21 protein-coding genes are annotated in these 22,915 nt (G+C 59.9%); 4 read left to right on the forward strand and 17 right to left on the reverse strand.

Annotated features, from left to right (window positions below; genetic code table 11):
- Positions 1-4: 4 nt before the first annotated feature.
- Both QEO92_RS22165 and QEO92_RS22170 read right to left on the reverse strand, forming a co-directional pair.
- Positions 5-1,714, reverse strand: a complete 1,710-nt coding sequence (locus QEO92_RS22165) for a hydantoinase B/oxoprolinase family protein (RefSeq protein ID WP_227704448.1) — start codon at positions 1,712-1,714, stop codon at positions 5-7.
- A 4-nt stretch (positions 1,715-1,718) separates the two neighbouring features.
- Positions 1,719-3,782: a hydantoinase/oxoprolinase family protein gene (locus QEO92_RS22170; protein ID WP_227704449.1), complete on the reverse strand. Its 2,064-nt coding sequence runs from the start codon at positions 3,780-3,782 to the stop codon at positions 1,719-1,721.
- 235 nt (positions 3,783-4,017) lie between these two features.
- On the opposite strand from QEO92_RS22170, the gene QEO92_RS22175 reads away from it, so the two are divergent.
- A complete protein-coding gene (locus tag QEO92_RS22175; protein ID WP_227704450.1) occupies positions 4,018-4,926 on the forward strand; it encodes a LysR family transcriptional regulator in 909 nt (302 codons plus the stop codon).
- Here QEO92_RS22175 and QEO92_RS22180 read toward each other — a convergent pair whose 3' ends face one another.
- On the reverse strand, positions 4,927-5,559 hold the full coding sequence (locus QEO92_RS22180; RefSeq protein WP_227704451.1) for a LysE family translocator: 633 nt from the start codon (positions 5,557-5,559) through the stop codon (positions 4,927-4,929). It abuts the gene before it with no gap.
- Between the two features lie 124 nt (positions 5,560-5,683).
- Between QEO92_RS22180 and QEO92_RS22185 the strand changes: the two genes are divergently transcribed.
- On the forward strand, positions 5,684-6,166 hold the full coding sequence (locus tag QEO92_RS22185) for an Lrp/AsnC family transcriptional regulator (protein ID WP_227704452.1): 483 nt from the start codon (positions 5,684-5,686) through the stop codon (positions 6,164-6,166).
- Between the two features lie 6 nt (positions 6,167-6,172).
- On the opposite strand, the gene QEO92_RS22190 is transcribed toward QEO92_RS22185, so the two are convergent.
- Positions 6,173-7,279, reverse strand: coding sequence for an acyltransferase family protein (locus QEO92_RS22190; protein ID WP_227704453.1), 1,107 nt, complete (start codon positions 7,277-7,279; stop codon positions 6,173-6,175).
- Between the two features lie 187 nt (positions 7,280-7,466).
- Between QEO92_RS22190 and QEO92_RS22195 the strand changes: the two genes are divergently transcribed.
- Positions 7,467-8,279 (forward strand): MBL fold metallo-hydrolase, encoded by an 813-nt coding sequence (locus tag QEO92_RS22195; RefSeq protein ID WP_227704455.1) that lies wholly within the window; start codon positions 7,467-7,469, stop codon positions 8,277-8,279.
- 54 nt (positions 8,280-8,333) lie between these two features.
- On the opposite strand, the gene QEO92_RS22200 is transcribed toward QEO92_RS22195, so the two are convergent.
- From QEO92_RS22200 to QEO92_RS22255, 12 genes are all read right to left on the reverse strand, one after another.
- Positions 8,334-9,347 carry an amidohydrolase family protein gene (locus QEO92_RS22200; RefSeq protein WP_227704456.1) on the reverse strand — a complete coding sequence of 338 codons (1,014 nt, stop codon included), beginning with the start codon at positions 9,345-9,347 and terminating at the stop codon, positions 8,334-8,336.
- A 173-nt stretch (positions 9,348-9,520) separates the two neighbouring features.
- Positions 9,521-10,300 (reverse strand): IclR family transcriptional regulator, encoded by a 780-nt coding sequence (locus QEO92_RS22205; protein ID WP_227704457.1) that lies wholly within the window; start codon positions 10,298-10,300, stop codon positions 9,521-9,523.
- Between the two features lie 92 nt (positions 10,301-10,392).
- Positions 10,393-11,643 (reverse strand): LysR substrate-binding domain-containing protein, encoded by a 1,251-nt coding sequence (locus QEO92_RS22210; RefSeq protein WP_227704458.1) that lies wholly within the window; start codon positions 11,641-11,643, stop codon positions 10,393-10,395.
- A gap of 79 nt (positions 11,644-11,722) precedes the next feature.
- The gene (locus QEO92_RS22215; RefSeq protein ID WP_227704459.1) at positions 11,723-12,646 is read right to left on the reverse strand and encodes a methylenetetrahydrofolate reductase; all 924 of its coding nucleotides are present in this window, start codon (positions 12,644-12,646) and stop codon (positions 11,723-11,725) included.
- Positions 12,647-12,736: 90 nt separating this feature from the next.
- Complete coding sequence (ligM, locus tag QEO92_RS22220) at positions 12,737-14,149, reverse strand: vanillate/3-O-methylgallate O-demethylase (protein WP_227704460.1); 1,413 nt, start codon at positions 14,147-14,149, stop codon at positions 12,737-12,739.
- A 146-nt stretch (positions 14,150-14,295) separates the two neighbouring features.
- Entirely contained in the window at positions 14,296-15,030 is a 735-nt protein-coding gene (locus QEO92_RS22225) for a GntR family transcriptional regulator (RefSeq protein WP_407721752.1), read from the reverse strand.
- A 176-nt stretch (positions 15,031-15,206) separates the two neighbouring features.
- The gene (locus QEO92_RS22230; RefSeq protein WP_227704461.1) at positions 15,207-16,079 is read right to left on the reverse strand and encodes an NAD(P)-dependent oxidoreductase; all 873 of its coding nucleotides are present in this window, start codon (positions 16,077-16,079) and stop codon (positions 15,207-15,209) included.
- 15 nt (positions 16,080-16,094) lie between these two features.
- Positions 16,095-17,150, reverse strand: a complete 1,056-nt coding sequence (locus QEO92_RS22235) for a 4-oxalomesaconate tautomerase (RefSeq protein ID WP_227704462.1) — start codon at positions 17,148-17,150, stop codon at positions 16,095-16,097.
- A 175-nt stretch (positions 17,151-17,325) separates the two neighbouring features.
- A complete protein-coding gene (locus tag QEO92_RS22240; protein ID WP_227704463.1) occupies positions 17,326-17,997 on the reverse strand; it encodes a 4-carboxy-4-hydroxy-2-oxoadipate aldolase/oxaloacetate decarboxylase in 672 nt (223 codons plus the stop codon).
- Positions 17,997-18,725: a PIG-L deacetylase family protein gene (locus QEO92_RS22245; RefSeq protein ID WP_227704464.1), complete on the reverse strand. Its 729-nt coding sequence runs from the start codon at positions 18,723-18,725 to the stop codon at positions 17,997-17,999. The genes QEO92_RS22240 and QEO92_RS22245 overlap by 1 nt, the downstream gene beginning before the upstream one ends.
- Before the next feature lie 17 nt (positions 18,726-18,742).
- Complete coding sequence (locus QEO92_RS22250) at positions 18,743-19,699, reverse strand: VOC family protein (RefSeq protein WP_227704465.1); 957 nt, start codon at positions 19,697-19,699, stop codon at positions 18,743-18,745.
- 271 nt (positions 19,700-19,970) lie between these two features.
- Positions 19,971-20,645: a TerC family protein gene (locus QEO92_RS22255; RefSeq protein ID WP_227704466.1), complete on the reverse strand. Its 675-nt coding sequence runs from the start codon at positions 20,643-20,645 to the stop codon at positions 19,971-19,973.
- 497 nt (positions 20,646-21,142) lie between these two features.
- Between QEO92_RS22255 and QEO92_RS22260 the strand changes: the two genes are divergently transcribed.
- Positions 21,143-21,961: a sugar phosphate isomerase/epimerase family protein gene (locus QEO92_RS22260; RefSeq protein ID WP_227704467.1), complete on the forward strand. Its 819-nt coding sequence runs from the start codon at positions 21,143-21,145 to the stop codon at positions 21,959-21,961.
- A gap of 42 nt (positions 21,962-22,003) precedes the next feature.
- On the opposite strand, the gene QEO92_RS22265 is transcribed toward QEO92_RS22260, so the two are convergent.
- Entirely contained in the window at positions 22,004-22,690 is a 687-nt protein-coding gene (locus QEO92_RS22265; protein WP_227704468.1) for a GntR family transcriptional regulator, read from the reverse strand.
- Positions 22,691-22,915 lie beyond the last annotated feature (225 nt).

Genomic DNA, 22,915 nt, shown 5'->3' on the forward strand with positions numbered 1-22,915 from the left:
CTCCTCAGCCGTTTACCGCGATGCGGTGCGGCATGGCCGGTTCGCCGTAACCATAGTCGCGAACCGCCGCCTCAGTCGAAACGAGGCCGTTGGCGATATCCTCTTCCAGATCACTGCGGGAACGATTGCGCGGATCGCCATACCCGCCGCCGCCGGCGGTGAGGAAGGTGATGCGGTCGCCCGGCTTGAACTGCACGTCGGTCGCCTTGTTGACCCGCTGCTGCGTGCCGTCGGCGCGATCGATGATCGCCACGCTGACCTCGCCGGTATGGCCGCCATGCAGGCCCCAGGGCGGGGTGACGGTGCGGTCGAAGTTGATATTGCCGCGGCAGGCGCGCAGGCAGCGGTAGGTCAGCTCGATGCCGAGACCGCCGCGATGTTCGCCGGCGCCGCCGGAATCCGGTCTCAGCGCATGCTTTTCGATGATGAAGGGATACTTGATCTCCTGCAATTCGACCGGCGTGTTGCGCACGTCGCCTTGGCAGACGGAAACCGCCGCGGACTCGCCGTCCTCATGAGGGCGACCGCCCCAGCCGCCGCCGAAGATGTTCATCAGCAGGAAGCGCGAACCGTCATCGTAGAAGCCGAAGAACGAGCAGCCGCCCATGTCGCCCTTGTGGGCGGCCGGGATGAGCTCCGGAACGGCCGGCGCAAGCGCCTTGAGGATGGTGTCAATGACGGTCGGCAGCGCGATACTCCATTGGCCGAGCGCCGCCGGCGGACGGGCTGACAGGATCGTGCCGTCCGGCAGGTCGACATTGAGCGCCCGGAAGCAGCCTTCGTTGACGTCGAGTTCCGGCGAGGTGAGCGCCTTGAAGGCAACGCGGGCCGCCGCGATACCGCCCGAGCGGCCGGAATTCAGCGGACCGTTGACCTGCGGATGCATGCCATGGAAATCGACGCTGATGGTCGAGCCGGACACGATCACCCTGACGGCGATCTTCAGCGGGGTCGCCAGATCGCGGCCGTCATTGTCGAGATAGCTTTCGGCCGAATACGTGCCGTCCGGAATACGCTCGATCACTTGCCGCACCGCCTTATCGGCGTGGTCCCAGATGGTCTCGACGCAACTTTCCACCACATCGCGGCCATAGCGGGCGACGAGTTCGGAAAAACGCTTCGCGCCGATCTGGCAGGACGCGATCTGGGCACGCAGGTCGCCGAGGCTCGCATCCGGATAGCGGATATTGTCTTGGATGATCTGATAGAGCGTGTCGTTCAGCTCGCCGGCCTTATAGATCTTCAGCGAGCGCATCTGCAGGCCCTCGGAGAAAATATCGGTCGTCGCATTTGAGCCGAAACCCTGGCGGCCGCCGCCGATATCCACCCAATGCGCGCGGTTGGCGGCAAAGCCGATCAGTTCGCCGTCATGGAAGCAGGGCGCGTAGACGACGACGTTGTTGAGGTGCTGGCCGCAGATATGGCCGTGGTTCATGACAAGGACGTCGCCCTGGTCAAAACCCTGGAGCCCGTATTTCTTGATGCCGTCCTCGACCGCGATACCGAGGTCGGCGAGGAAGATCGGCAGGCCGCCGCGGTTCTGCGAGATCATCCGGCCGGTCGTGTCGATCAGGCCGCAGCAATAGTCGCGGACCTCATAGATCATCATGTTGTACGCGGACTTGCAGAGCGCCTCGGCCATTTCATCGGCATAGGCAACGATGGCATTGCGGACGACTTCGACGGTGATCGGATCGTTCTTCTTGAGAGTCATAATCTTATTCCTCGCTCTGCTTGGCGAGCGTCACCAGGAGATGGCCGGCTTCATGGACGACAACCTCGTCGCCGGGATGGATCAGGATGGTGGAATTCGGTTCTTCGATGACGGCAGGGCCGGTGAGCTTGAAGCCGGCCGGCAGAGCCGGGCGCCAGTAGATCGCGGTCTTGAGCGGCTTCGACGCCTCGTCGAAGACGACGTCGCGGCTGCCGACTTCGACCTCCGCTTCCGGCTCCCACGGACGCGACAGCCATTCCTCGGCCACGTTGTCGGTGCGGGCGGCGGTAAGCACGAGGCGCAGGCTGACGATTTCAAGCGCTTCGGTCGGCGCCGACTGGCTGTAGCGGCGGTCATGCTCGGCGTCGAAGCGTTTGCGGACCTCGCTCGTATCGCCGGAAAGCTGGGCTGTGCTCTCGATCGGGATGGAGATCGCATGTTCCTGGCCGACATAACGCAGGTCGGCGAAGAAGCGGTAATCTGCTTCCGTCTCGGAAATGCCGTCGCGCTTCATCTGCTCGCGGGCGCTGGCGACAAGTTCCGCATAAACCTTGTTGACCGCGTCTTCCGACAGTTCGCCGACCCGGCCGATAAAGGTCTGCACGAAATCCTGGCGCCAGGAGGCCATCAGCATGCCGAGCGCGGAGAAGGTGCCGGGCAGCTTCGGGATGATGACCTGCGGGATGTAGATTTCGCGGGCGATCGCGATCGCATGCAGCGGACCTGCGCCGCCGAAGGCGATCATCGCCGTATCGCGCGGATCAATGCCCTTGTGGATCGAGACGGCGCGCACCGAAAGCGACATGGACGTGTCAGCAATCTTTGCGACACCGAGTGCTGCTTCCACCGCATTGAGCCCCAGCGACGTGCCGACCTTGCTCATCATCGCCTTTTCGGACGCGGACTTGTCGAGCGGCATGCCGCCGTTCAGGAAGCGCTGCGGGTTGATGCGGCCGAGGATCAGATCCGCATCGGTCACAACGGGCAGATCCGCTCCCTTGCCATAGCAAGCCGGGCCCGGATCGGCGCCGACGCTCTGCGGACCGACATGCAGGCCGCCGGCATTGTCGACCCAGGCGATCGAACCGCCACCGGCGCCGACTTCGACAATATTGACGACCGGCAGCTGCATCGGCTGGCCATCGGCCTCTTCGCCAATGACATAACCGGTTTCGATAGCAGGCGCTCCATCGGTGATCAGGCTCGACTTGGCGGTGGTGCCGCCCATGTCGAAACCAATACAGCGCTTCAGACCGAGCAATTTCGCAAGACGCCCCGCGCCGATCATGCCGGCAACCGGGCCGGATTCCATCATTGATACTGGCTGTTCCTGCGCTTGGCCGATCGACATGACGCCGCCGTTAGAGCGCATGATATGGATCTTGCCGCCGAAGGCGCCGGACCGGAGGTAGGTTTCCAACCGCTTCAGGTAACCTTCGACGCGCGGGCCGACGAAGGCGTTGAGCGCGGTGGTCGAGGAACGTTCGTATTCACGGTATTCGCGGAGAATTTTATGCGACAGCGTGACGAAGACATTCGGCAGCGCCTCGCGGAGCATATCGCCGACGCGACGTTCATGAGCAGGATTGGCCCAGGAATGCAGCAGGCAGACCGCGACGGATTCGACGCCGGCGGCCTCGATCTCCGCGATGATGCCCGCGACCGTCCTCTCGTCGAGGGCCTGCAGAACTTCGCCGGAAGCCAGGACGCGTTCCGGAATTTCGAAGGTCAGGCTGCGCGGCACGAGCGGCTGCGGGCGCTTGAAGAACAGGTTGAAGGCCTGGATGCGGTTCGAGCGGCCGATCGCGTAGACATCGCGAAAACCGCTCGTCGTGATCAGCGCCGTGCGGGCGCCCTTGCGCTCCAGCACGGTGTTGATGGCGATGGTCGAGCCATGCAGGATTTCGTTGAGCTCATTCGGGTCGCAATCGGCGAGTTCCAAGCTGCGGGCGATGCCCTGGGTCGGATCGGCCGGCACCGTCGAGGTCTTCGACGTCACGATCTTTCCGTCGACATAACCGACAAGATCGGTGAACGTACCGCCAATATCAATTCCGACAATATTCATGCGTCCTCCTGTCCGCACGCCACGGCGCGCGGAATGCTGTCTCTTCAGGGATTGGCCGAAACCTCGGCCTCAGGCGACAGGAACGCTCCGGCTGACGGTGGTCCCATCAGGCTCCCAAATCAGAATGTTCCAAGTCATTCCTCATCCTCGAACAGCATTTGATCCATTCGAACGACAACTAGCAACGGGTTTGAGGGCTTTAGGTTTGATAGCCTATAGGCTATAGGTTATCACCATGTTCAATGTCACGCTTCGGCGCATGGAAGTCCTGGTTGCAGTGGTCGAGGAGGGAAGCTTCGCGGCCGCCGCGGATCGTTTCGGCATCGCTCAACCTTCCGTCAGCGCGCATATCATGGCGATCGAGAAGGAAATCGGCGGCCAGGTCTTCGTGCGCCGGCGCGGCCGCAAGCCGTTGTTGACCGAGATCGGTCGAAGCGTATTGCAACATGCGCGCGAACTGCTAGCGGAAGCCGACGACCTGCGGGCCGAGGTGATAAAAATTCGCGGAGAGACAGGTCAGCAGGTGGTTTTGTCCTGCCAGCGCAGCCTCGCGAATTACGTGCTGAAGAAGGAAATCACCGATTTCGCCTTGGCTCGGCCGGATATCCAGCTCGTCCTGCGCATCGGCAAGCAGGAGGATGTCTTTTCCGAAGTACGTGACGGGTTGGCGGACGTCGGTTGTTTTCTCGGCAACGAGGATATCCGCGGCATGCACGCCGAGATCATCGGGCGGGAGAAGCTAGTGCTGATCGCCTCCCCGAACCACGCGCTCGCCCGCCGCAGTCGAATCAGGCCGCAGGATATAGCACGGTACGACTTCGTCGGCCCACCGCCATCCTCACAGTTCGGACGCGGCGTCTCGAAACTGCTTGCCAATGCCGGCATCGCACATGTGAAGGTCGCGGCCCAGGCGACGGAATACATGTTCCTGCGCGAATTCGTGGCGGCCGGCGTCGGCATCGCCTGCTCGCTGGAAAGAAGCGTGGCGGCCGATATCGAACGCGGCCTACTCGCAAAACTTGATTTCGCCGGCGACGATCTGACCTTCGACGTGCGCCAGATCGCCTCGCTTCGCCGGCCGCTCTCCAAGCCGGCGGCAGACTTGATGGATTATCTCAGGACCAACCACAAAGCCTTCGCCTGACTATTGCGGTCGGCCGGACAGCGCCAAGCGTATACCAAAGCCGATCAGCAGCGATGCAAACATCCACTTCTGGATAGCCTGAACCAGAGGATGGCACCTCAGGAAGCGACCTAGCGCCGAGCCTGCGGAGGCCAGCATCGTATCGAAGGCAAACCCCACGAAAACCAGAACGATGCCCAGGAACAGAAACTGCGCCGCGACGTCCCCTCCCGCCGGGCGGATGAACTGCGGCAACAGCACAGAGCAGAACAGCAGCGGCTTGGGATTGAGGAAATTGGTGAGCATGCCGCGGCCGATATCGCCGCGATAGGAGGCAGGCTGCTTCCCCGCCATCATTCCCGGCTCGGGCAGGAGAGAGGCCGCCCTCAGGATATTGATCCCGAGCCACACAAGGTAGAGGCTGCCGAAGATCTTGACGATCTCGTAGGCAATCGGAGAGGTCTTCAGCAATGCCGCGAGGCCAAGCGCTGCCAACACCACATGAGCACCACGCGAGATACCGAGCCCGATAGCAGCCGCCAGGGCATGCCATCGCCCCCGCACCGTCCCGGTCTGCAGAACCAGCACCATATCCGCCCCGGGGACCAAATAGGCCACGGTCAACGTACCTAGAAAAATCCAGAGGTCGGTCATGTCGATCTCCTTTAGTCCACTGTGATTTTAGTGCCGGGAGCCGAGGCATGTCCTTGCGAAGATGACCAGAAAATGAGAGAAAATTGGCATAAGAAGCTAATTCAGAGCTCAATGTATCAAACACATGCCAAACTTGAAGCTTGACGCCATCGACAGGAAAATCCTTGCCGCCCTGCAGCGCAATGCAAGGCTGACCAATGTGGAACTTGCCGATGAGGTCGGCCTGTCACCGTCTCCCTGTCTGCGGCGGGTGAAGATTCTCGAGGAGGCGGGCGTGATTGCCGGCTATCACGCAAACCTGAGCCGCGGTGAACTGGGGCTCGGACTGACGGTCTTCGTCGGCATCAAGGTCGAGCGCCATCATGGGGCGGCACCCGATGCATTTCGCGACGCGATCCAGAATGTGTCTCAAGTGATCGCTTGTCATCTCGTGTCGGGCGAGGCGGATTTCCTGTTGCAAGTCGTGGTGCCGGATCTGGCCGCCTATGAGCAGCTTTTGATTGGCACGCTGCTCAACCTGCCGGGCGTCAGCGATATTCGCAGCAATTTCGCAATCCGTACTCTGAAGGAAATAGTCCCGTTGCCTCTCGGGCACTTGCCGCAATAACCGGGCCTACTTCTTGACCGACTGCTGGGCTTCAAAGGCATCCCGCGACTTGAACCGCAGGAATACTTCCTTGAGGCGGAGGGAGAGACGGATGATCGCCCGCCGCGCCCTTGGCTCGACGGTTCCGGCGATCCCCCAAGAGACGAGAAGCAGGACCGCAATCAGCATGAGGGCCACAGTCCAGCGGTTCTGCTCCGTGCCGAAATGCGCAAAGACGGCGTAACCGATGTTCTGGTGGAGCAGATAGAGCGGGTAGGTTAGCCCACCGAGGCCGATCGCCAGTGCTGGCGAGATACGCAGCGACGGCGCTGTCGCGCACAAGGTCATCACGCCGAGCGCCAGTGGCCCGATCGAAGCAAGGCCTAAAGTGCTCCGGTTCAGTCCGTACATTTCGACGAAATCCGGCTCGGTGAGGAACGGCGTCACGATCGCCCAGCAGGCAGCCGCAGTCAACACGAGGAGGCTCGCCATCGAGAGTTGCTTTTGCGTCTTATAAAGCGCCAATCCGAAGGCAAAGTATCCGGAATATTCGGTGATCAGCAGTTTCTGGATCGCACCGCTGCCGATTATCATCTCGTTGATGACGGAAATTGCCAGCCAAGCCAGCACGACAACGCGCCAGCCGCGGTTGAAAACACCCGTCGCGATCATCAGGAAGATCCAGCCGTAAAAGATCATCTCGTAGGCGATCGTCCAATAGGCGCCGTCGAGGAATGGCTGGCCAAACCCGCGCGAGATGATCACAGCATGCGCCAGCCACTGTCCGACGGTCGGGGGATCGATCGTCGGCACCGGCCAAATGGTAAGCACGACGGCCGTTAGGCTTGCACAGACGATGAAAGTCGGCCACAGCCGGGCGAAACGCCCCGCGGCAAAATCATAGGCAGAACGCCCCTCCGCCGACATGGTGATGACATAGCCGGAAATCGCGAAGAAGATCAGCAGACCCGTATCGAACCACATGCCGACAGGTGCCAGTTCCGGAAAGCCTAGGCCGCCGCCTTCGCCCAAAATCCCCATCCGGAAACCGTAGTGGAACGTCAGCACCATCAACGCCGAAATGAGGCGCAGGATATCCAGGTTCAGCAGCCGTGACGTCTTCGGGCTCGTCATCCGATCCTCAGTGCGCGAAGAAAATTAGCGCGGACCTTACCGCGGCTGCCTTTGGAAAAGATGAATCCATCAGTGCGAATGTGAACCTCCCGATTGTCCATATGACAAGCAACACTTTCCTTTCTGCCGCGAATATCATTTCTTATCTGTTTCATGACAGCACGATCCAATAACGAGGGAGGATTCGATGACTGTTTTTCTCTGCTCCGCTTGCGGCACGTCCTTTGGCGAGACGAATGAAGTGCCAGCAGCCTGCCCGATCTGCAATGATGAACGTCAGTACGTTCCAGCTTCCGGTCAGGCGTGGACGACCACGGAGAAACTCGCACGAACACATCGCAACGCCTGGCTCCAGCTTGAGTCTGGCCTGATGGCGATCCAGACGGTTCCGGCTTTTGCAATCAACCAACGTGCATTGCTGCTCCAGACCCCGGAGGGAAACGTGCTTTGGGATTGCATCGCGTTACTCGATGACGCCACAAAGGCGATCGTTCAAGCTCTGGGCGGCTTGAGCGCCATCGCCATTTCGCATCCGCATTATTACACGACTATGCAGGATTGGGCTGCGGCCTTCGATGCGCCAATCTATCTGCATGCCGCCGACAAGGAGTGGGTCTGCCGCCCTTCGGATTACATCCGGTTGTGGGAGGACGATGCACTTGTCCTATCCTCCGCCATAACGCTTGTCCGCGGTGGTGGGCATTTCGCCGGCGGTACGATGCTGCATTGGGCAAGCGATGATGGCCAGGGCGTGCTGTTCGCCGGCGACATCGTGCAGGTGACACCTGGAGCCGACTATGTTTCCTTCATGTGGAGCTATCCCAACATGCTGCCGCTCAGCGCCGTGGAAGTCGCCGATGTTGCCGAGCGGCTGGCACCCTGGCCGTTCGAACGCATCTATGGCGCCTTTTCGCACCAGAATGTTCGAAGAAACGGCCAGGAGATCGTCACCCGGTCGGCAGAACGCTATATCGCCCGGCTTGCAGGGCCGGGACAATGAAAAACGCGCAGACCCTGGGATCCGCGCGTTTGGGAAGGTACAAATAGTAATCGCTTACTTCAGGCCAAGCAGCTTCTTGGCATTGCCCTCATAGATCTTCTGCCGGGTGGCATCGGAGATGTTCATGTTGTCGAGAACCTTGATGGTCTCGCGGATATACATCGGGCCGCCTTCCGGGTCGAACGGCGCATCGGATGCGAACACGACACGGTCCTCTCCGAAGAATTCGATCGCGTGTTCAATGGCCTTGGTCGAGCCAAAGCTCGCCGTATCGGCGTAGAATTCCTTGAAATATTCCAAATGCGGCCGCTCCAGCGCCTTCAGCACGACCGAAAGGTCACGATCGGAAGTGCGCTTGCCCATCTGGTCCCAGCCTGCGCCGACGCGGCCTTCGAAGAAGGGCACCATTCCCCCGGCATGGTGGGTGACGACCTTCAAGCCTTTGTACTTGTCGAAGACACGCGAGAAGACGAGGCGAGCCATGGCCGCCGAGGTCTCGTATGGCCAGCCGAAGGTCCAGAAGATCTCGTATTCCGAACGGTCTTCAGTGAGATAATCCGGGAAGTTTGCGCCACGCGACGGATGCAGGAAGACCGGTTTGCCGGATTTCGCCATATATTCGAAGAAGGGCTCAAACTGCGGCAGATCGAGCGGCTTGCCGCTGTAGTTGGTGAAGATCTGTATGGCGGAGGCACCGAGATCCTCAATACAACGCCTGGTTTCCTTCATCATCCATTCTTCATTTTCCATCGGCGCCGTGGCGATGAAGGCTGGGAAGCGTTCCGGATATTTCTGGCAAAGTTCGGCCATGGAGTCGTTGCCGATCTGACCGAGGTCAAGCGCACGCTCGGCGCCGGCAAGCTTTTCGAGCGGCGGCGACGCGAGCGACAGGACTTGCTGATAATCTTCGCCAAACATGTCCATGACCTGAAAACGACGGTCGAGGTCGGTCATCATCGGCACCGCTCCGCTACGCATGGTGACGTCCGTCATGGTGCCGATATAGCCAATCAGGCGATCGAAGAACGGCTTCGGCCAGATGTGATTGAAAATATCGATCTTCTTCATGGAATGGTTCCTCCTGATTTGCTCCGTGCGGCACCGCGAGTTCGAAAAGTACAGTGCGCCGACGCTTCCAAAAAATCTGCGAGCGGAGATATGCCAACGTCACGGCCACGCTCCGTCGCGCCAAGATGCGAAGACGCTCACCAAAAGTCAATAAATTTTCTTGTAATATGAGATTATTGACTCGGAATTTTATGTCTGTGAGAAGCGAGTGCCGCGCTGATTTCACCGGCTGCAAGGCGAACTTCCAGACCGATCTCCTCTACGGCGGGACCACTGGCTTGATCCTGAGCTATCGTCACGGAAAAACTCGCGATAGGGCTTTGGCCGGCATCGAAAATTGGCGCGGCAAAACCGGTAACGCCCGGTGTCACTTCGCCATAGGCCACGGCATACCCCTTCTTGCGGACCGACTTGAGCCCGTTCAGGACGGCCTCTACGCTGTCGCCGACGCCTGCCGCCTGCCATTCGTGAAGCGTGCGCTTGATCAGCGGCACCAGATTGCGTCGCGGCAGAAATGCGATGATGGAACGACCGATCGCACCGCGACTGAGCGGCATCGGCCGGCCGCGGGGATAGCTGCTGATCGCCTCACGGCTGGAACTCAAGGAATCGACACAGAGAATCTTCTCCCCGTACCAGCGGACCAGAAGCGCGGTGCACTCATACCGTTCGGTGAGCTTCCGCAAATACGGTGCCCCCGACAGGATAAGATTATCGGATTTCCTGAGGAGATAATCCATCTCCACCACTCTCGGCCCGAGCGTGAATCCGGTATTGGGCATCGACGTGAGGAATCCACGGTCCTTCAGAATTTTCAGATAGCGATAGAGCGTCGGTCGGCTGTAGCCGAGCTCTTCCATCAGTTCTTCCGGCGTCCATTCCAGACGGTCTTCAGTGAAAACGTCAAGCACAGCCTGCAGGCGTTCGAGACTGTTGACGGCTTTTTTAATCAAGATGCTCCCGCTCTCTTTCAACGGCGCGACATCGGACGGCCGAACATAAGCGGAAATAACGATAAACGCGAAATGCGCAATGGCAAGTGGCGCTATTCGGCTGCTCTCAGCGCGGATAGACGTGCTCCTTCTGCGGCATTTGCCGTCGCCTCCCCCGCAACGACCCGGCGGATCGCCGACAAATATTCCGCTTGGAGGGCGGTCGGATGCCAGTTACAGCGCGTGGTGATCCCGATGGAAAGCGGCATCGCCGGCACTTCGTAATTCAGGAGCGTCAGGAACCCGGCCTTCAGTTCATGCCTGAGCTGATGCCGGGAGAGCAATGCCAATCGATCCGATTGCATGAGAATGCCGCGTAGCGCCGTCAGCGAACCTGTCTCTACAGTTCCTTGTTTCGGCCGTCCTTCCGGGAACGTCGCCGCCAGTGCGTCGAACGTGCTGCGGTTCGGCGTACCTTTGCGCGCCACCACCCAGGGGTACGCGGCAAGATCGTTGATTGACACGTCCGCCTTGTCCGAAAGCGGATGGCCGGCACCGGCGACAACCGCGAGCCGGAAATCGAAAAGCGGTTCTTGAACCAGTACGGGCGCTACATGGCTGCGGAGAGCGCCGATGAGGAAATCGATATGTCCCATTTCGAGGTCGCTGAGAAGCTGCTCATAGCTGCCCTCCAGGATCTCGAAACGCGCCAACGGATAGGTGGAAGCCAGTAACGCGATCGCGTCGGGTACGATCGTCGTACGCGCCATAGGTAGCGCGCCGATCGATATCAAGCCGTCGAAGTTGCCGCGCAGTTCCTGCACCTGCTCCATGGCATTGCCGAGCTCTTTCAGAGAAAGGCCGGCCCATCGGGCGACCGCATGACCGGCGCTGGTAAGCCGCGTGATCCTTCCGTCTGCCTCAAAAAGGCCTATTCCCAAAATCGCTTCCGCGTTGCGCGCCGTACGCTGAACCGCGGCTCCCGACTGCTCGAGGATGCGTGCCGCCCCAGGAAATCCACCCGCCTGGGAAAAAGCCTGCAGTGCCCTGAGATGAGAGATCGTCAACCGTGTATCGGTACTCAGACTGCGCGATCCGGAATCGATTTGGAGTTCCTTGCAGCCGGCATGAATAAGCTCCAGCGCCCGCTGGGAACGGGCCTGTACGACGCGACCTTCCGGCGTTGCCATGGCATGGCCAGGGCCACGCTCCAGAAGACGGGCGCCAAAGAGATCTTCAAGGCGGGAAATCGCTTGCGATGCAGCGGGTTGAGTGACTCCGACGATATCGGCAGCCTGCGTCAGCGAGCCGGCACGCAGGCAGGCGCAGAACAGTCGAATATGCCGCAGATTGGGATAGTTCATCCCTCGATATCCTCCCCTGCCTTACTCCTCCCGGCAGCGGATGCGAGGCGAGTTCAACACACGCCTCGCCCCAGGAAAATCACATAGCGACGTTGCGCTCGCCGGCCAGTTGTTCGTTCATCCATTCGGCGCTGGCCCGGATACCGCCGAGCGGGAAGACATGGATGGATTGAAGCAGGCTTTCCGGATGAACAGCTTTGTAGTCGGCGATATTCTTCAGCAACTCGTCCGGTTCATAGGGTGTAAGCAGCTTGCTCAGATCGAGCGCGCGCTTCTGCAGGACGCTGAGGGACGGACCGACACCGCAGGCGATCGCAAATTTGATGAGCGTCTGCAGCTTGGTTGGTCCGGCGATGCCGAGATGGATCGGCAACGTGATGCCAGCAGCAGCAATGCGTTCGGCCCAGGCAATGACCGGCTTGGCATCGAAAGCGAACTGCGTGGTGATTGCCATTTCAGCATCGGTGCGTTCTGAATAGGCCTGCTTGAACTTCAATGCCTCGTCGACGATCTTCGTGCCGCCGTCCCTGTCGATGTCCTTGTTGCCTTCCGGGTGGCCGGCAACATGCAGGCGCTTGAAGCCATATCGGTCAAAAAGGCCAGTCTCGATAAGCTGGATCGAGCTGTCGAAGTCGCCTGCCGGGGTCGAGACGCCACCTCCGAGCAGCAGTGCCTGTTCGATCCCCGCTTCGTTGTGGTAGCGTTTGATCCAATCTTCAAGGATAGCAGCGCTTGGAATAATGCGCGACGGGAAATGCGGCATCACGGGAAAGCCGTCCATGCTCAGGCGTTTTGCCGTCTGGACCATCTCCTCGATCGGCGTGCCGTCGATATGGGCGATATACACCCGTGTACCCTTTGGCAGCAGGGCTTTGAAGTCTTCGATCTTCGCCGCCGTGCGCGGCATGACCTCGATCGAATACCCCTCGATGAGCTCCCTGAAGCTGGCCGGCTCCACGAACCTCTCTTCCTGCTTTCCTTTGAATAGATTTAAAAGTGCCATCCTTGATCCTCCCCCGTCTGCTCCAAGATGAACGCCCGGCCGAAATGGACGGAGCGGCGTGCGAGAAACCCGTTCTCGCACGCCATGCAGTTAGAGGGCTTTCTTTGTGCGCCAGCTTTCGGCGTAATTTTCACGTGCTTCCTGGGCATAGGGCACAGCCGCGACGCGAACGCGGATCTCGGCCTGCTTATGGCCCTGCTCAACCGATGTCTTGGAGGTACCGCCATCCGGCTCGCCCCAGATCAACGTCAGGATGTCGTTCTCTTTGATGTCCGCATCGACGACGCCGAGCGACAGCATGGAGCGCTCGTTATAGCTATAGCCGTTGAACATGGAGAGACCGACGACCTTGCCGTCCTTCAGAACCTTGTCGAAGCTCGACGAGGCGTAGTTGGAGAGCGGGAAGTCGATCCACTTGGCGGCCTGTTCGCCGGGCTGGAAAGCCGAAGCGATGACCTTGACGACGTCGTCGGAATTCCACTCGAAAGTGACCTTGCGGCGCTGCGGCGTTTCCTTCTGCTTCTCGACGGCTGCACGGCCGACGAAGTCGTGATCGAACTTGACGTAGACGCCGTAACCCAGCTCGTAGGGGTTCAGGTAGTAGTCTTCGATATTGTCGGAGACGTAGCTGCCGCCGATCGAACCGCTGGCTTCGTAGCTCTGCGCCGACAGCCAATCGCGATAAGCCTGCAGTTCGGCGCCGGTATAGATCGCCGGAAGCGGCGACGGGATCCAGCCGGATTCCAGCGTGTTGGTGGCATAGGCGCGGCTACCGACGGGACGCAGGTCGACGCCGGCGTCTTCAGCTGCCTTGATGATGGCGGCGCGGACTTCGTCCTTCTCCGCATAAGGACCCCAGATTTCGAGACCTGGAGCGCCGGCCATGCCGTGACGCAGAGCCTGAACCTTGCGGCCGCCGACATTGATCCAGTCGACGTGGAAGAACTTGATATCCGGGATCGGGCCGCCGTTCATCTTCTCGAAGACCTTCGGCGCATCCGGACCCTGGATCTGGAAACGGTAATGGATGCGGGTAACCAGCTTGCCATCCGGACGCGACGGGGAGCGCGGGTCGTGGGTGAGCTTGACGTTATACTTGCCGAGCGAAGCGTTGTAGAGCAGCCAGTTCGCGGTCGGAGCACGGCCGACGAGGACGAACTTCTCCTCGGTTTCGCGGAAGATGATCATGTCGCCGATGACATGACCGGCCGGCGTGACCGGAACATAGTGCTTGGCGCGATTGGTGCCAAAATTGGCGAAGCTGTTGATCGACAGGCTTTCGAGGAATTTGGCGGCATCCGGACCTTCGACGACCAATTCATCCATGTGATGCGACTGGTCAAAGAGAACGGCGCCTTCACGCCATGCAGCCTGTTCGGAACGCCAGTTGGAAAACTCCGGAGCGACAACCGGGTATACATAGATGCCGGTCTTGGAGTTGCGCAGGTGCTCTACAGTGTTGCCGGCATCCTTCAAAACTTGAGTAAGATTGGCTTGGGTCACGGAATTCCTCCCTGTGGTTTGAAGTCTGATGTATACATGACGACATCAACGCACAAATGCAAGTGGGAATATTCGGCAGGCTGACAGTCGCCCTCGGATTGGTAAACCGAAGGCTTCCGTTCAGTGGAAAACTCGTGACGAACCGGTCAGGAATTGAGGAGGACGAGGCCCGGAACCGTCAGCATCAATTCCGGATCCTCGAAGACGGCATATTCGAGGTTCTTGCGGGCAATGCGCGCATGTTCGCGAGCGATGAATTCCGCCCGCGCACCTTCCCGGCCAGCAATCGCCGACACCAGCGAACGATGCTGGTCCTGCGCGATGTGAAGGGATTGACGGAAGGCGACTACATGTGCCCGGCCGGAGAGAAACGCCGAAGGCGAAGCGAAGGGAAGCCGCGTGGCACGGTCGACTTCGCGCTGGATCACCGTGCTTCCGGAAAGTTCAACGAGGCCTGCATGAAATTTGGCATTCGCCTCGGAATAAGCTTCCAGATCCACCTCATCCAATGCTTGGCCGAAACATTCCTCAAGCCGCGCCAGAAGGTCCCGAAGCTGGTCCAATCCGGCTTGAGAAACACCGCGCTCGGCAGCGAGCCGCGCCGCGGTTCCTTCCAATACGCCACGCAGTTCGATCGCGTCGACCGCGTCTGCATAAGTGAAGCTTCGCACCACGAAACCGCCATTCGCCAGACGGTCAAGCAGTCCCTCTTCAGCAAGGCGCGACATCACCTCGCGTACCGGTGTACGGGAAATCTGCAGCGTTTCGGCCAGCGACACCTCGAAAAGTCGGGTGCCGCCGGGATAATCGCCGCTCAGGATCTTCTTGCGCAGCTCCATCAGCGCGCGCATCGTGTGGGTCGTTCTCGAGGTCTCTTCCAAATCCGCACCTTTGTCCGGACAGGGCGCGCAACTTCCGCCTGCCGATCACAAATCTTAGCCACATCTGATGGATTGGCCAAGCCTCATGTATACAGGGGTTCAGGCTGTGGATGACGGACGGTATTTCAAGCGGAAAAGATCAGCGCGTATACAAGGAACGCACTGAAGAGACGAGCTTATTTGCCTTGCCGCCGAGCTGAAAGAACCCGCGCAACGGTGTCCCTGAGATCGGCCGCCGGCTTCACGCCGCTTGCCGCCATCTCGTCCTGAACGGCGGCGATCTCGCGGGCAAGACCGCCGTTCAGCCCCAGCGCGTCGAGCGTTACGCCGCTTTCGCGCATCTCCGCAGCCCGGCGGCGACCGTGGCGGGTGGTGCGCTCAAACTGGTAATCCGGGAATTTAGACCAGTCGAGCCCCGGAAAGCTGCCGGAAAGCGAAGCCAGGATTTCCTCGAAACAGCCCGACGCCTCTGCCGCCAGCAGCGCCTCGACGGTAATCGCTTCCAGGCCCTTTACGAATACCGAGCGCACCATCTTGATGGCCGTCGCAGAGCCCACGGCTTCTCCGGCGACATCGGCGCTGAAGCCCAAATCACGCAAGCGCTCCAGAAGCCCGGCAGCACTCTTGCCGGCAATCAGAACGGGGGTCGCATGGCCCTTCGGATGGACTGGCGCCATCACGGCCATGTCGAGATAGTCGGCGCCCGTTTCGTTGATCAGCGCGGCAGTCTCGCGCTTGCGGCCGGGGGAGACCGAGTTGATGTCGATCAAGAGGGCGCCCTGGCCGAGATGCGGCGCGATGGACTGGGCAGCCTTGAGGCTCTGGTCGGCGGTGACCGCACTGAAGATCCATTCGGTATCGGCAAGACCGGCAGGCGACGCTTCCGGCCGGACACCACGGGTCGTCATTGCCGCCTGCATTTCGCTCGCTTTGTCGGCATTGTCGAGCAGGAGGTCATAGGCACGGAACTCACCGTCTCCGAGCTTCGGCGCCAGGCTGTCGTGAAAAGCGCGTGCCGCTTCGCCAAAACCCAGAAATGCGATCCTCATATCTGTGTCCTATCTTCAGTCGCCGAAAACCGTACCGTCGAAAAGCTTGCGCGCGGTGCGCAGCACCGCTGCACGATAGACTTCGCCGTCCTTCATGGTGGCGATGACGCTCATCTCGCCGGTCGGATGCTCGATCGACAGCAGCTTTTCGTCACCTTGAGGAATAACGGCCAGTTCCGAAGCCGGGCCCTCCGGCAGAAGACAGGCCGTCGCAACGCTGACCGCGCCGAGCACGCCGATCGCATCGTGGCAGGTGTGCGGAATGAAGGTGCGCGTCGAGATCGCCCCGCCCGCTGTCGGCGCCGAGACCATCGTCATCTTCGGAACGGATTTCTTAGTGACGTCCCCGAGGTTCATCATCGGCCCAGCCTTCAGGCGGATCGCTTCCAGCTTCGCCCGCAATTCCTGGTTTGCTTCGAGATCCTTGGGGCTTTCCGTGCCCGTAATGCCGAGCACATCGCCGCGCATGACGACGCAGGGCATGCCGTTGTCGATCAGCGTGCAGGCAACGCCATCGATTACATCGACCGCATTTCCGGTCGGCAGCAGCGCGCCGCAGGAGGAGCCGGCCGTATCCGCAAACACGATCGGCACCGGCGCGGACGTGCCCGGCACGCCGTCGATCCGGGCGTCGCCCTTGTAGGTCACCTGGCCACCGGGCGTTTCGATCGTCGCGATGGCGATCTGCCCGGTGTTTTCCATGAAGATCGAGACTTCGGTCTTGTCGCCCTTGACCGGCACCAGCTCGCGTTCGATGGCGAAAGGCCCGACGCCGGCGAGAATATTGCCGCAGTTCTGCGCGTCGGTGACGATCGGCTGATCGACGAAGACCTGCAGGAAGAGATAGTCGACATCGACCCCTTCCCGCTCGGATTTCCGGACCACCGCCACCTTCGACGTCAGCGGATGGGCGCCGCCCATGCCATCGATCTGGCGGGGATCGGGCGAACCCATGACCCGCAGCAGGAAGTCGTCGCGATCGGCCGGCAGGTCCGAGGCGAGGAAATATCCGCCCTTGGAGGTGCCGCCACGCATCCACATGCAGCGGACGCCGGTTTCAGTGTCAGTCATTCTCCAACCTCCTCTTCTCCCCTGTCGGAAAAGGAGAAGCAACTTTCGCTGCCGCGTATGGCGGAAAAGGTTTCAACCTTCTCCGCCGTCATCCTCGGGCTTGACCCGAGGATCTGCGACGGCCGATGTCAGTAGATCCTCGGGACAAGCCCGAGGATGACGCAAAAACGCACGCTTAAATGTACTTCAAGCCCTTTTCGGCGAGCTTGCCGCGCATGTTATAGATATCGAGGCCGAGTTCGCCAGCCGCGAGCCGCTTGCGCTTGTCTTCTTCGGCGGCGACCCGGGTTTCCGCCTTCTTGGCAACCGCTTCGGCTTCCTCGCGGGCAACCACGCAGACGCCGTCGTCATCGGCAACGATCACGTCGCCCGGCCGCACATAGGCGCCGGCGCAGACAACCGGGATGTTGACCGAACCGAGCGTCTCCTTGACGGTACCCTGGGCATAGACCGCCTTCGACCAGACTGGGAACTTCATGGCGGTGAGATCGACCACGTCACGGACGCCCGCATCGATGATCAGGCCCTTGCAGCCGCGCGCCTGGGCGGACGTTGCGAGGAGATCACCGAAATAACCATCCTCGCAGGGGCTCGTCGGGGCGAGCAGCAGGATATCGCCCGGCTTGATCTGCTCAATCGCCACATGCAGCATCCAGTTGTCGCCGGGAGGCGCAGAGATCGTGATGGCACTCGCCGCAAGACGCGCGCCCGGATAGATCGGCCGCATATAGCTGGCGAGCAGGCCCTTTCGGCCCTGCGCTTCATGCACTGTAGCGACGCCGCAACCGGCCAGCCGGTCGATGACCGACTGATCCGCACGCTCGATGTTCTGGACGACGACCGACATCAGAGTTCATCCACAGTACGCGGGAAGACCGACTGAAAGCCTTCGGCATGGGTCGGCTTGCGCCCGCCGGACTGGCCGCCTGAATTGCGCATGAAATGGTTGCCCCGGTTCTCGGCGACATTCTTGTAATAATGCCACAGGTGCTCCTGGCCTTCCATGCACTGGATAGCCGCCCACTTTTTCTCCCAGACGGGCGAAATGTCGAGGAAGACGTCCGGCTTCCACTCCATCTGTTCGGTCTGGTGCGGCTCGAAAAGATAGAGTTGCGGCGCGCCAAGAATTTTCTCGCCCGGATTATGGCCCCAGGCCTGGGCGATCATGCGCGCGTCGAGCGCCACCTGCGTCGCATACATGTGGTCGGTGTTGTAGGGATCCCATCTGGAATGGGAGAGCATGAATTCCGGCTGAACCTTGCGGATCACTTCGACTAGCTTGAACTTGGCTTCCTGATCCACGACGAGCGGATAATCACCAAGATCGAAAAACTGGATATCGGTAACCTCGAGCGCCTTCGCGGCGTTTTCCGCTTCCTTGCGGCGCTCGGTCTTCACCTTTTCCAGCGTCATGCCCGGGTTCTTCCAGAGTTTGGCGCTTTCACCGCGTTCGCCATAGGAAAGGCAAACGACGGTGACTTCATAACCCTTCTCCTCGTGAAGGGCGATCGCACCGCCGCACCGCCAGACGAAATCGGCCGAATGGGCGCTGATGACCAATGCTGTCTTTGCCATGGAAATGCCTCTTGCTCTTACTTTTGGGAGACTGGCGGGGTGCCGTGCGTATGGAAGGTCTCGATCGTCTTCATGCCCCACGCCTGTCCCTTCTTGCGGTCAGCCTCGGTCCAGACGACGGGCTTCCAGTCCGGACGCAGGATAAGCCGCGCACCGGCATTGGCGAGTTCGACTCGGTTGCCAGCCGGCTCCCAGACATAAAGGAAAAATGTGCCCTGAATCGCATGCTTGTGCGGGCCGGATTCGATATGCACGCCGTTTTCCAGGAAGATATCTGCGGCGCGCAGGATGTCCTCGCGCTGGTCGCAGGCATATGTGACATGGTGGAAACGGCCATGAGCACCAGTGTGGTCCTCGGAGCAGGCGAGGTCATAGGTCTTGTTGTTGATGGTGAACCAGCAGCCGCCGATACGGCCGTTGTCGAGCTGGATCATTTCAGTGACGCGGCTGCCGAGAGCCTTGGTCATGAACTCGCGGACCAGGCTTACATCGGCGGCGAGCAAGTTGACGTGGTCAAGGCGGCGCGGGCATGCGCCGCGGCCGTGGTAGCGCTGGGCAATGTTCTTGAGCGCCGGCTTTTCTTCCGGCGGCGCGACATATTCCTTGGTGTCGTAATAAAGCTCGAAGAGATGGCCGTCCGGACTCTTGAACTGATAGGCCCGACCATGGCCGAGGTCGCCATCGATCCAGCCGACGCCGCAACCCATTTCGTCGATTACCTTGACGCGTCGCTCCAGCGCTTCCGCAGAAGAAGTACGATAGGCGATATGGCCGACGCCGGTCGTATGATGCTTGGTGAGCTTCAGCGTGTGGAATTCATAGTCGTCATAAGCGCGAAGATAGACACTGTTTCCCTCACGGCCGCTTTCGGTAAGTCCGTAGACCCGGACGAAGAAATCGAGCGTTTCGTCAAACCGGTCTGAATAAAGTTCTACATGGCCCAGATGGGCGACATCATAACAGGGTTCGGTCATGGCTTTTCCTAGGTGGTCGTTCACCAGCGCCCGGTGGAGAGGCGTATTCTCCTCCAAAATCGCAGCCGCGTCCTCCACCTCGACGCGGCCCGGCACCCGAGGCGCCACGGCTTTGTGAAGACATAGAAGCAGATCGGCGACCTGACGAATAGGTTCTACTGCCGCGGCATAAGTTTTGGTTGAGATGGGAAAAGCGGTTGGCGCCGGAGAAGATGGGAACGAACACGCGCCAGGGGAAAGGCGCGGCGAAAGGACCGCCGCGCCAGAAAGATCAGGTACCGAGACCCGGCACGAAGGCCTGCGCCTCACCCCAGACCTCGATCCCGCCGCGCCAGATCATCTCAAGTGCAACGTAGAGAATGACGGCAAGACCGACATACGCGATCCAGCGATACTTGTTGAGCAGGCGCGCGATGAAACTCGCGGCAACCCCCATCAGCGCGATGGACAGAATCAGACCAAAGATGAGAACCTCGGGATGTTCGTGAGCGGCACCAGCAACCGCAAGCACGTTATCGAGCGACATGGAAACGTCGGCAATAACGATCTGCCATGCGGCTTGGGCGAAAGTCTTGCGCGGAGCGCCTCCGGCAATCGTTCCGTCCTTGTTGAAATCGGTCTCTTCAAGCGCCTCGCTCGCTTCTTCCTCTTGGTGGTGAGGCGTGCGCAGTTCGCGCCACATCTTCCAGCAAACCCAGAGAAGAAGGATACCGCCGGCCAGCAATAGTCCAACGATCTGCAGGAGTTGCGTGGTTGCGAGCGCGAAGCCTATGCGCAGAACGGTCGCTGCGATGATGCCGACTAGGATCGCCTTCGTTCTCTGTTCTTTCGGAAGGCCGGCGGCGGCAAGGCCGATGACGATCGCGTTGTCGCCGGCAAGCACGAGGTCGATCATGATAACTTGCAGGAGGGCGGACAACGCCTCCGGCGTGAAAAATTCCATCATTTGGCACCCAATCTCTTAAAAGCGCGGGCGTGCCTATGTCGTGAAGACAATTCGACGGGGTGCATACGGCTGGCATTCCTGCCTGCCGTAGAATTCGCCACCGCTTCTGTCGGATGACCTCCACGAACACCAGGCACCTAAGTTGGACAATTCCAGTCCGACATCACAGCTCAGATATGAACTGCCAGAGGGGCCCGGTCCTGGTGGCGTGAGATTTAGCGGGACAACTGCAAAAACTCAAGTGGTGAGTTTGCGAGCCAAGTTCCGCTCCCCGAAAATCGGTCGATGGCCCATTGTCACATCTTCAGCGGACAAAAGAACAGCCGCGGCCGATTTATCGACCGCGGCTTGAGATGAGAAATTGACATCGGATACGAGTTTCGCAGTTTCGTGTTACACATGTAATATTGGCGACACAAAACCCTGTCATGGACCCGATACCCCGGGCGTTCTTCCAGTTCCACTTCCCGACATCTCTTCTGTTTGATGGAGTTTTCATGTCTCCCCCTCCCGTGATCGGCGCCGCCATGACGCTCGACGAACTCGAAATCCATCGCAACTGGCTCTTTGACAAGCAGCGCGATCTCGAGCTCCAGGACTTCACTACCGCGGACGTCCTGAACGGCGATTGGGCGGCACTCGCCGAGCGCGCCAGGAAGCTGCTCAACGGCTACCAGGGCCGCCTTGGCATCCACGGTCCGTTCTGGGGCTTCACCATCGCTTCACAGGATCCGGATATCCGTGCTGTCGTCGCCAAACGCATGAGGCAGGGCCTCGATGTCTGCGCTGCCATCGGCGCGACCCAGATGGTTTCCCATAGCCCCTATTCCACTTGGTCCTACAACAATCTTGACAACAACAAGGGCGAGCGCGACCGGGTGCTCGAATACGTGCATCTCACTATGCGCGATGCCGTCAAGCAGGCGGAAGACATAGGTGTTGTGATCGTTCTCGAAAACATCGAGGATATTGACCAGCACGCCCGCGTTGCGCTCGCTGATAGTTTCAACTCCCCGGCCGTCGCCGTTTCGATCGATACCGGCCATGCCCATTATGCCCACGGCTCCACAGGCGCGCCACCGGTTGATTATTACGTGAAGGCCGCCGGCGATCGCTTGCACCACGTCCACCTGCAGGATGCTGATGGTTATGCCGACCGCCATTGGGCGCTCGGCGAAGGCAATATCCTCTGGCGTTCTGTCTTCGCCGCGCTTGCCGATCTCACCAACAATCCGCGCCTGATCGTTGAGATCAAGGACAAGTCGAAGATACCTGCTTCGGTGGAGTATCTCGCCTTGCTGGGTCTCGGTCAGTGATCTGCTGACTGAATGAGCATGATCCCGGCGATACCGCCGGGATTATTCCGAACACATATCTCGCAGCAGCACTTGCGTCGCGAGAATATCGCCCACCATCATTTCCCGGGCGAGCACGCCGTTTCGCTCGCGCAATGCCGCGACGATTTGGAAATGATAGGAGGAGAAGGGATGAACGACACCCTTGTCGAATTCCCTTTCCACATAGTTGGTCAGCATCCGCATATAGGGGCCAAAACGCAGCCACAACATTTCAATATGTTGCGGCAGCACCTCCGAGCCCGACATTTCGTAAATGCTGAAATGGAAGGCTTGGTTTTTGCGCAACATACCGTAGACGTCACCGGCCTTGCCGGTCTCCTCATGTTCCCGGGCAAGCGCTTCCAACCGATCCATGTCCTCGTTGGTCACACGCGCCGCCGCGAGTTCAGTCGCCAATCCCTCAAGCGCGATTCGCGCTTGGCACAGATCGTCAAGTCGTTGACGTGAAACGGCCGGCACTCGCGCCGAGCCATTGTGACCGATCTCCAGCCCGTTCTCCGCGGCAAGCCGCCGAAGCGCCTCGCGCACAGGCATGTGGCTGGTGCCGAACTCGGTTGCCAGCGAAGAGATGGTAATGGCCTGGGAAGGAGCAAACGAACCCCACATCAGCGCACGGCGCAACTGTTCGTAGACCGTGTCCTGAACCGTCACCCGCGACGTCACCTTCGAAAGCCCGGTATCCGCCATTTTTACCCTCTGCTATCCGTCGAATCACAACCAGGCCTCGCATAAGAGGCCTTGCTCTTCAAGCCTAATTGCCCGTGTGCGCAAGCTTCTTCTCGAAGCGATTCTCTCCTTGATCAAATGCTGTCGGCACAATAAAACACCTAGGATTTGATCAAATGCTCATGTGTCGGCGACGAAGATAACTCGAGGAGAGGTTTTTGTCACCTTCCGCCTTCCTCCAATCCG

It is taken from the genome of Neorhizobium petrolearium, from assembly GCF_029854435.1.
GTDB classification, from domain to species: domain Bacteria; phylum Pseudomonadota; class Alphaproteobacteria; order Rhizobiales; family Rhizobiaceae; genus Neorhizobium; species Neorhizobium petrolearium.

Coding starts and splice junctions, on each gene's coding strand:
- QEO92_RS22265 (WP_227704468.1), bottom strand. CDS start 22,690: ATGGCGGATACCGGGCTTTCGAAGGTGACGTCGCGGGTGACGGTTCAG.
- QEO92_RS22245 (WP_227704464.1), bottom strand. CDS start 18,725: ATGGCAAAGACAGCATTGGTCATCAGCGCCCATTCGGCCGATTTCGTC.
- QEO92_RS22165 (WP_227704448.1), bottom strand. CDS start 1,714: ATGACTCTCAAGAAGAACGATCCGATCACCGTCGAAGTCGTCCGCAAT.
- QEO92_RS22175 (WP_227704450.1), top strand. CDS start 4,018: ATGTTCAATGTCACGCTTCGGCGCATGGAAGTCCTGGTTGCAGTGGTC.
- QEO92_RS22215 (WP_227704459.1), bottom strand. CDS start 12,646: ATGGCACTTTTAAATCTATTCAAAGGAAAGCAGGAAGAGAGGTTCGTG.
- QEO92_RS22255 (WP_227704466.1), bottom strand. CDS start 20,645: ATGATGGAATTTTTCACGCCGGAGGCGTTGTCCGCCCTCCTGCAAGTT.
- QEO92_RS22260 (WP_227704467.1), top strand. CDS start 21,143: ATGTCTCCCCCTCCCGTGATCGGCGCCGCCATGACGCTCGACGAACTC.
- QEO92_RS22250 (WP_227704465.1), bottom strand. CDS start 19,699: ATGACCGAACCCTGTTATGATGTCGCCCATCTGGGCCATGTAGAACTT.
- QEO92_RS22190 (WP_227704453.1), bottom strand. CDS start 7,279: ATGACGAGCCCGAAGACGTCACGGCTGCTGAACCTGGATATCCTGCGC.
- QEO92_RS22195 (WP_227704455.1), top strand. CDS start 7,467: ATGACTGTTTTTCTCTGCTCCGCTTGCGGCACGTCCTTTGGCGAGACG.
- QEO92_RS22170 (WP_227704449.1), bottom strand. CDS start 3,782: ATGAATATTGTCGGAATTGATATTGGCGGTACGTTCACCGATCTTGTC.
- QEO92_RS22240 (WP_227704463.1), bottom strand. CDS start 17,997: ATGTCGGTCGTCGTCCAGAACATCGAGCGTGCGGATCAGTCGGTCATC.
- QEO92_RS22235 (WP_227704462.1), bottom strand. CDS start 17,150: ATGACTGACACTGAAACCGGCGTCCGCTGCATGTGGATGCGTGGCGGC.
- QEO92_RS22200 (WP_227704456.1), bottom strand. CDS start 9,347: ATGAAGAAGATCGATATTTTCAATCACATCTGGCCGAAGCCGTTCTTC.
- QEO92_RS22210 (WP_227704458.1), bottom strand. CDS start 11,643: ATGAACTATCCCAATCTGCGGCATATTCGACTGTTCTGCGCCTGCCTG.
- QEO92_RS22180 (WP_227704451.1), bottom strand. CDS start 5,559: ATGACCGACCTCTGGATTTTTCTAGGTACGTTGACCGTGGCCTATTTG.
- QEO92_RS22185 (WP_227704452.1), top strand. CDS start 5,684: ATGCCAAACTTGAAGCTTGACGCCATCGACAGGAAAATCCTTGCCGCC.
- QEO92_RS22230 (WP_227704461.1), bottom strand. CDS start 16,079: ATGAGGATCGCATTTCTGGGTTTTGGCGAAGCGGCACGCGCTTTTCAC.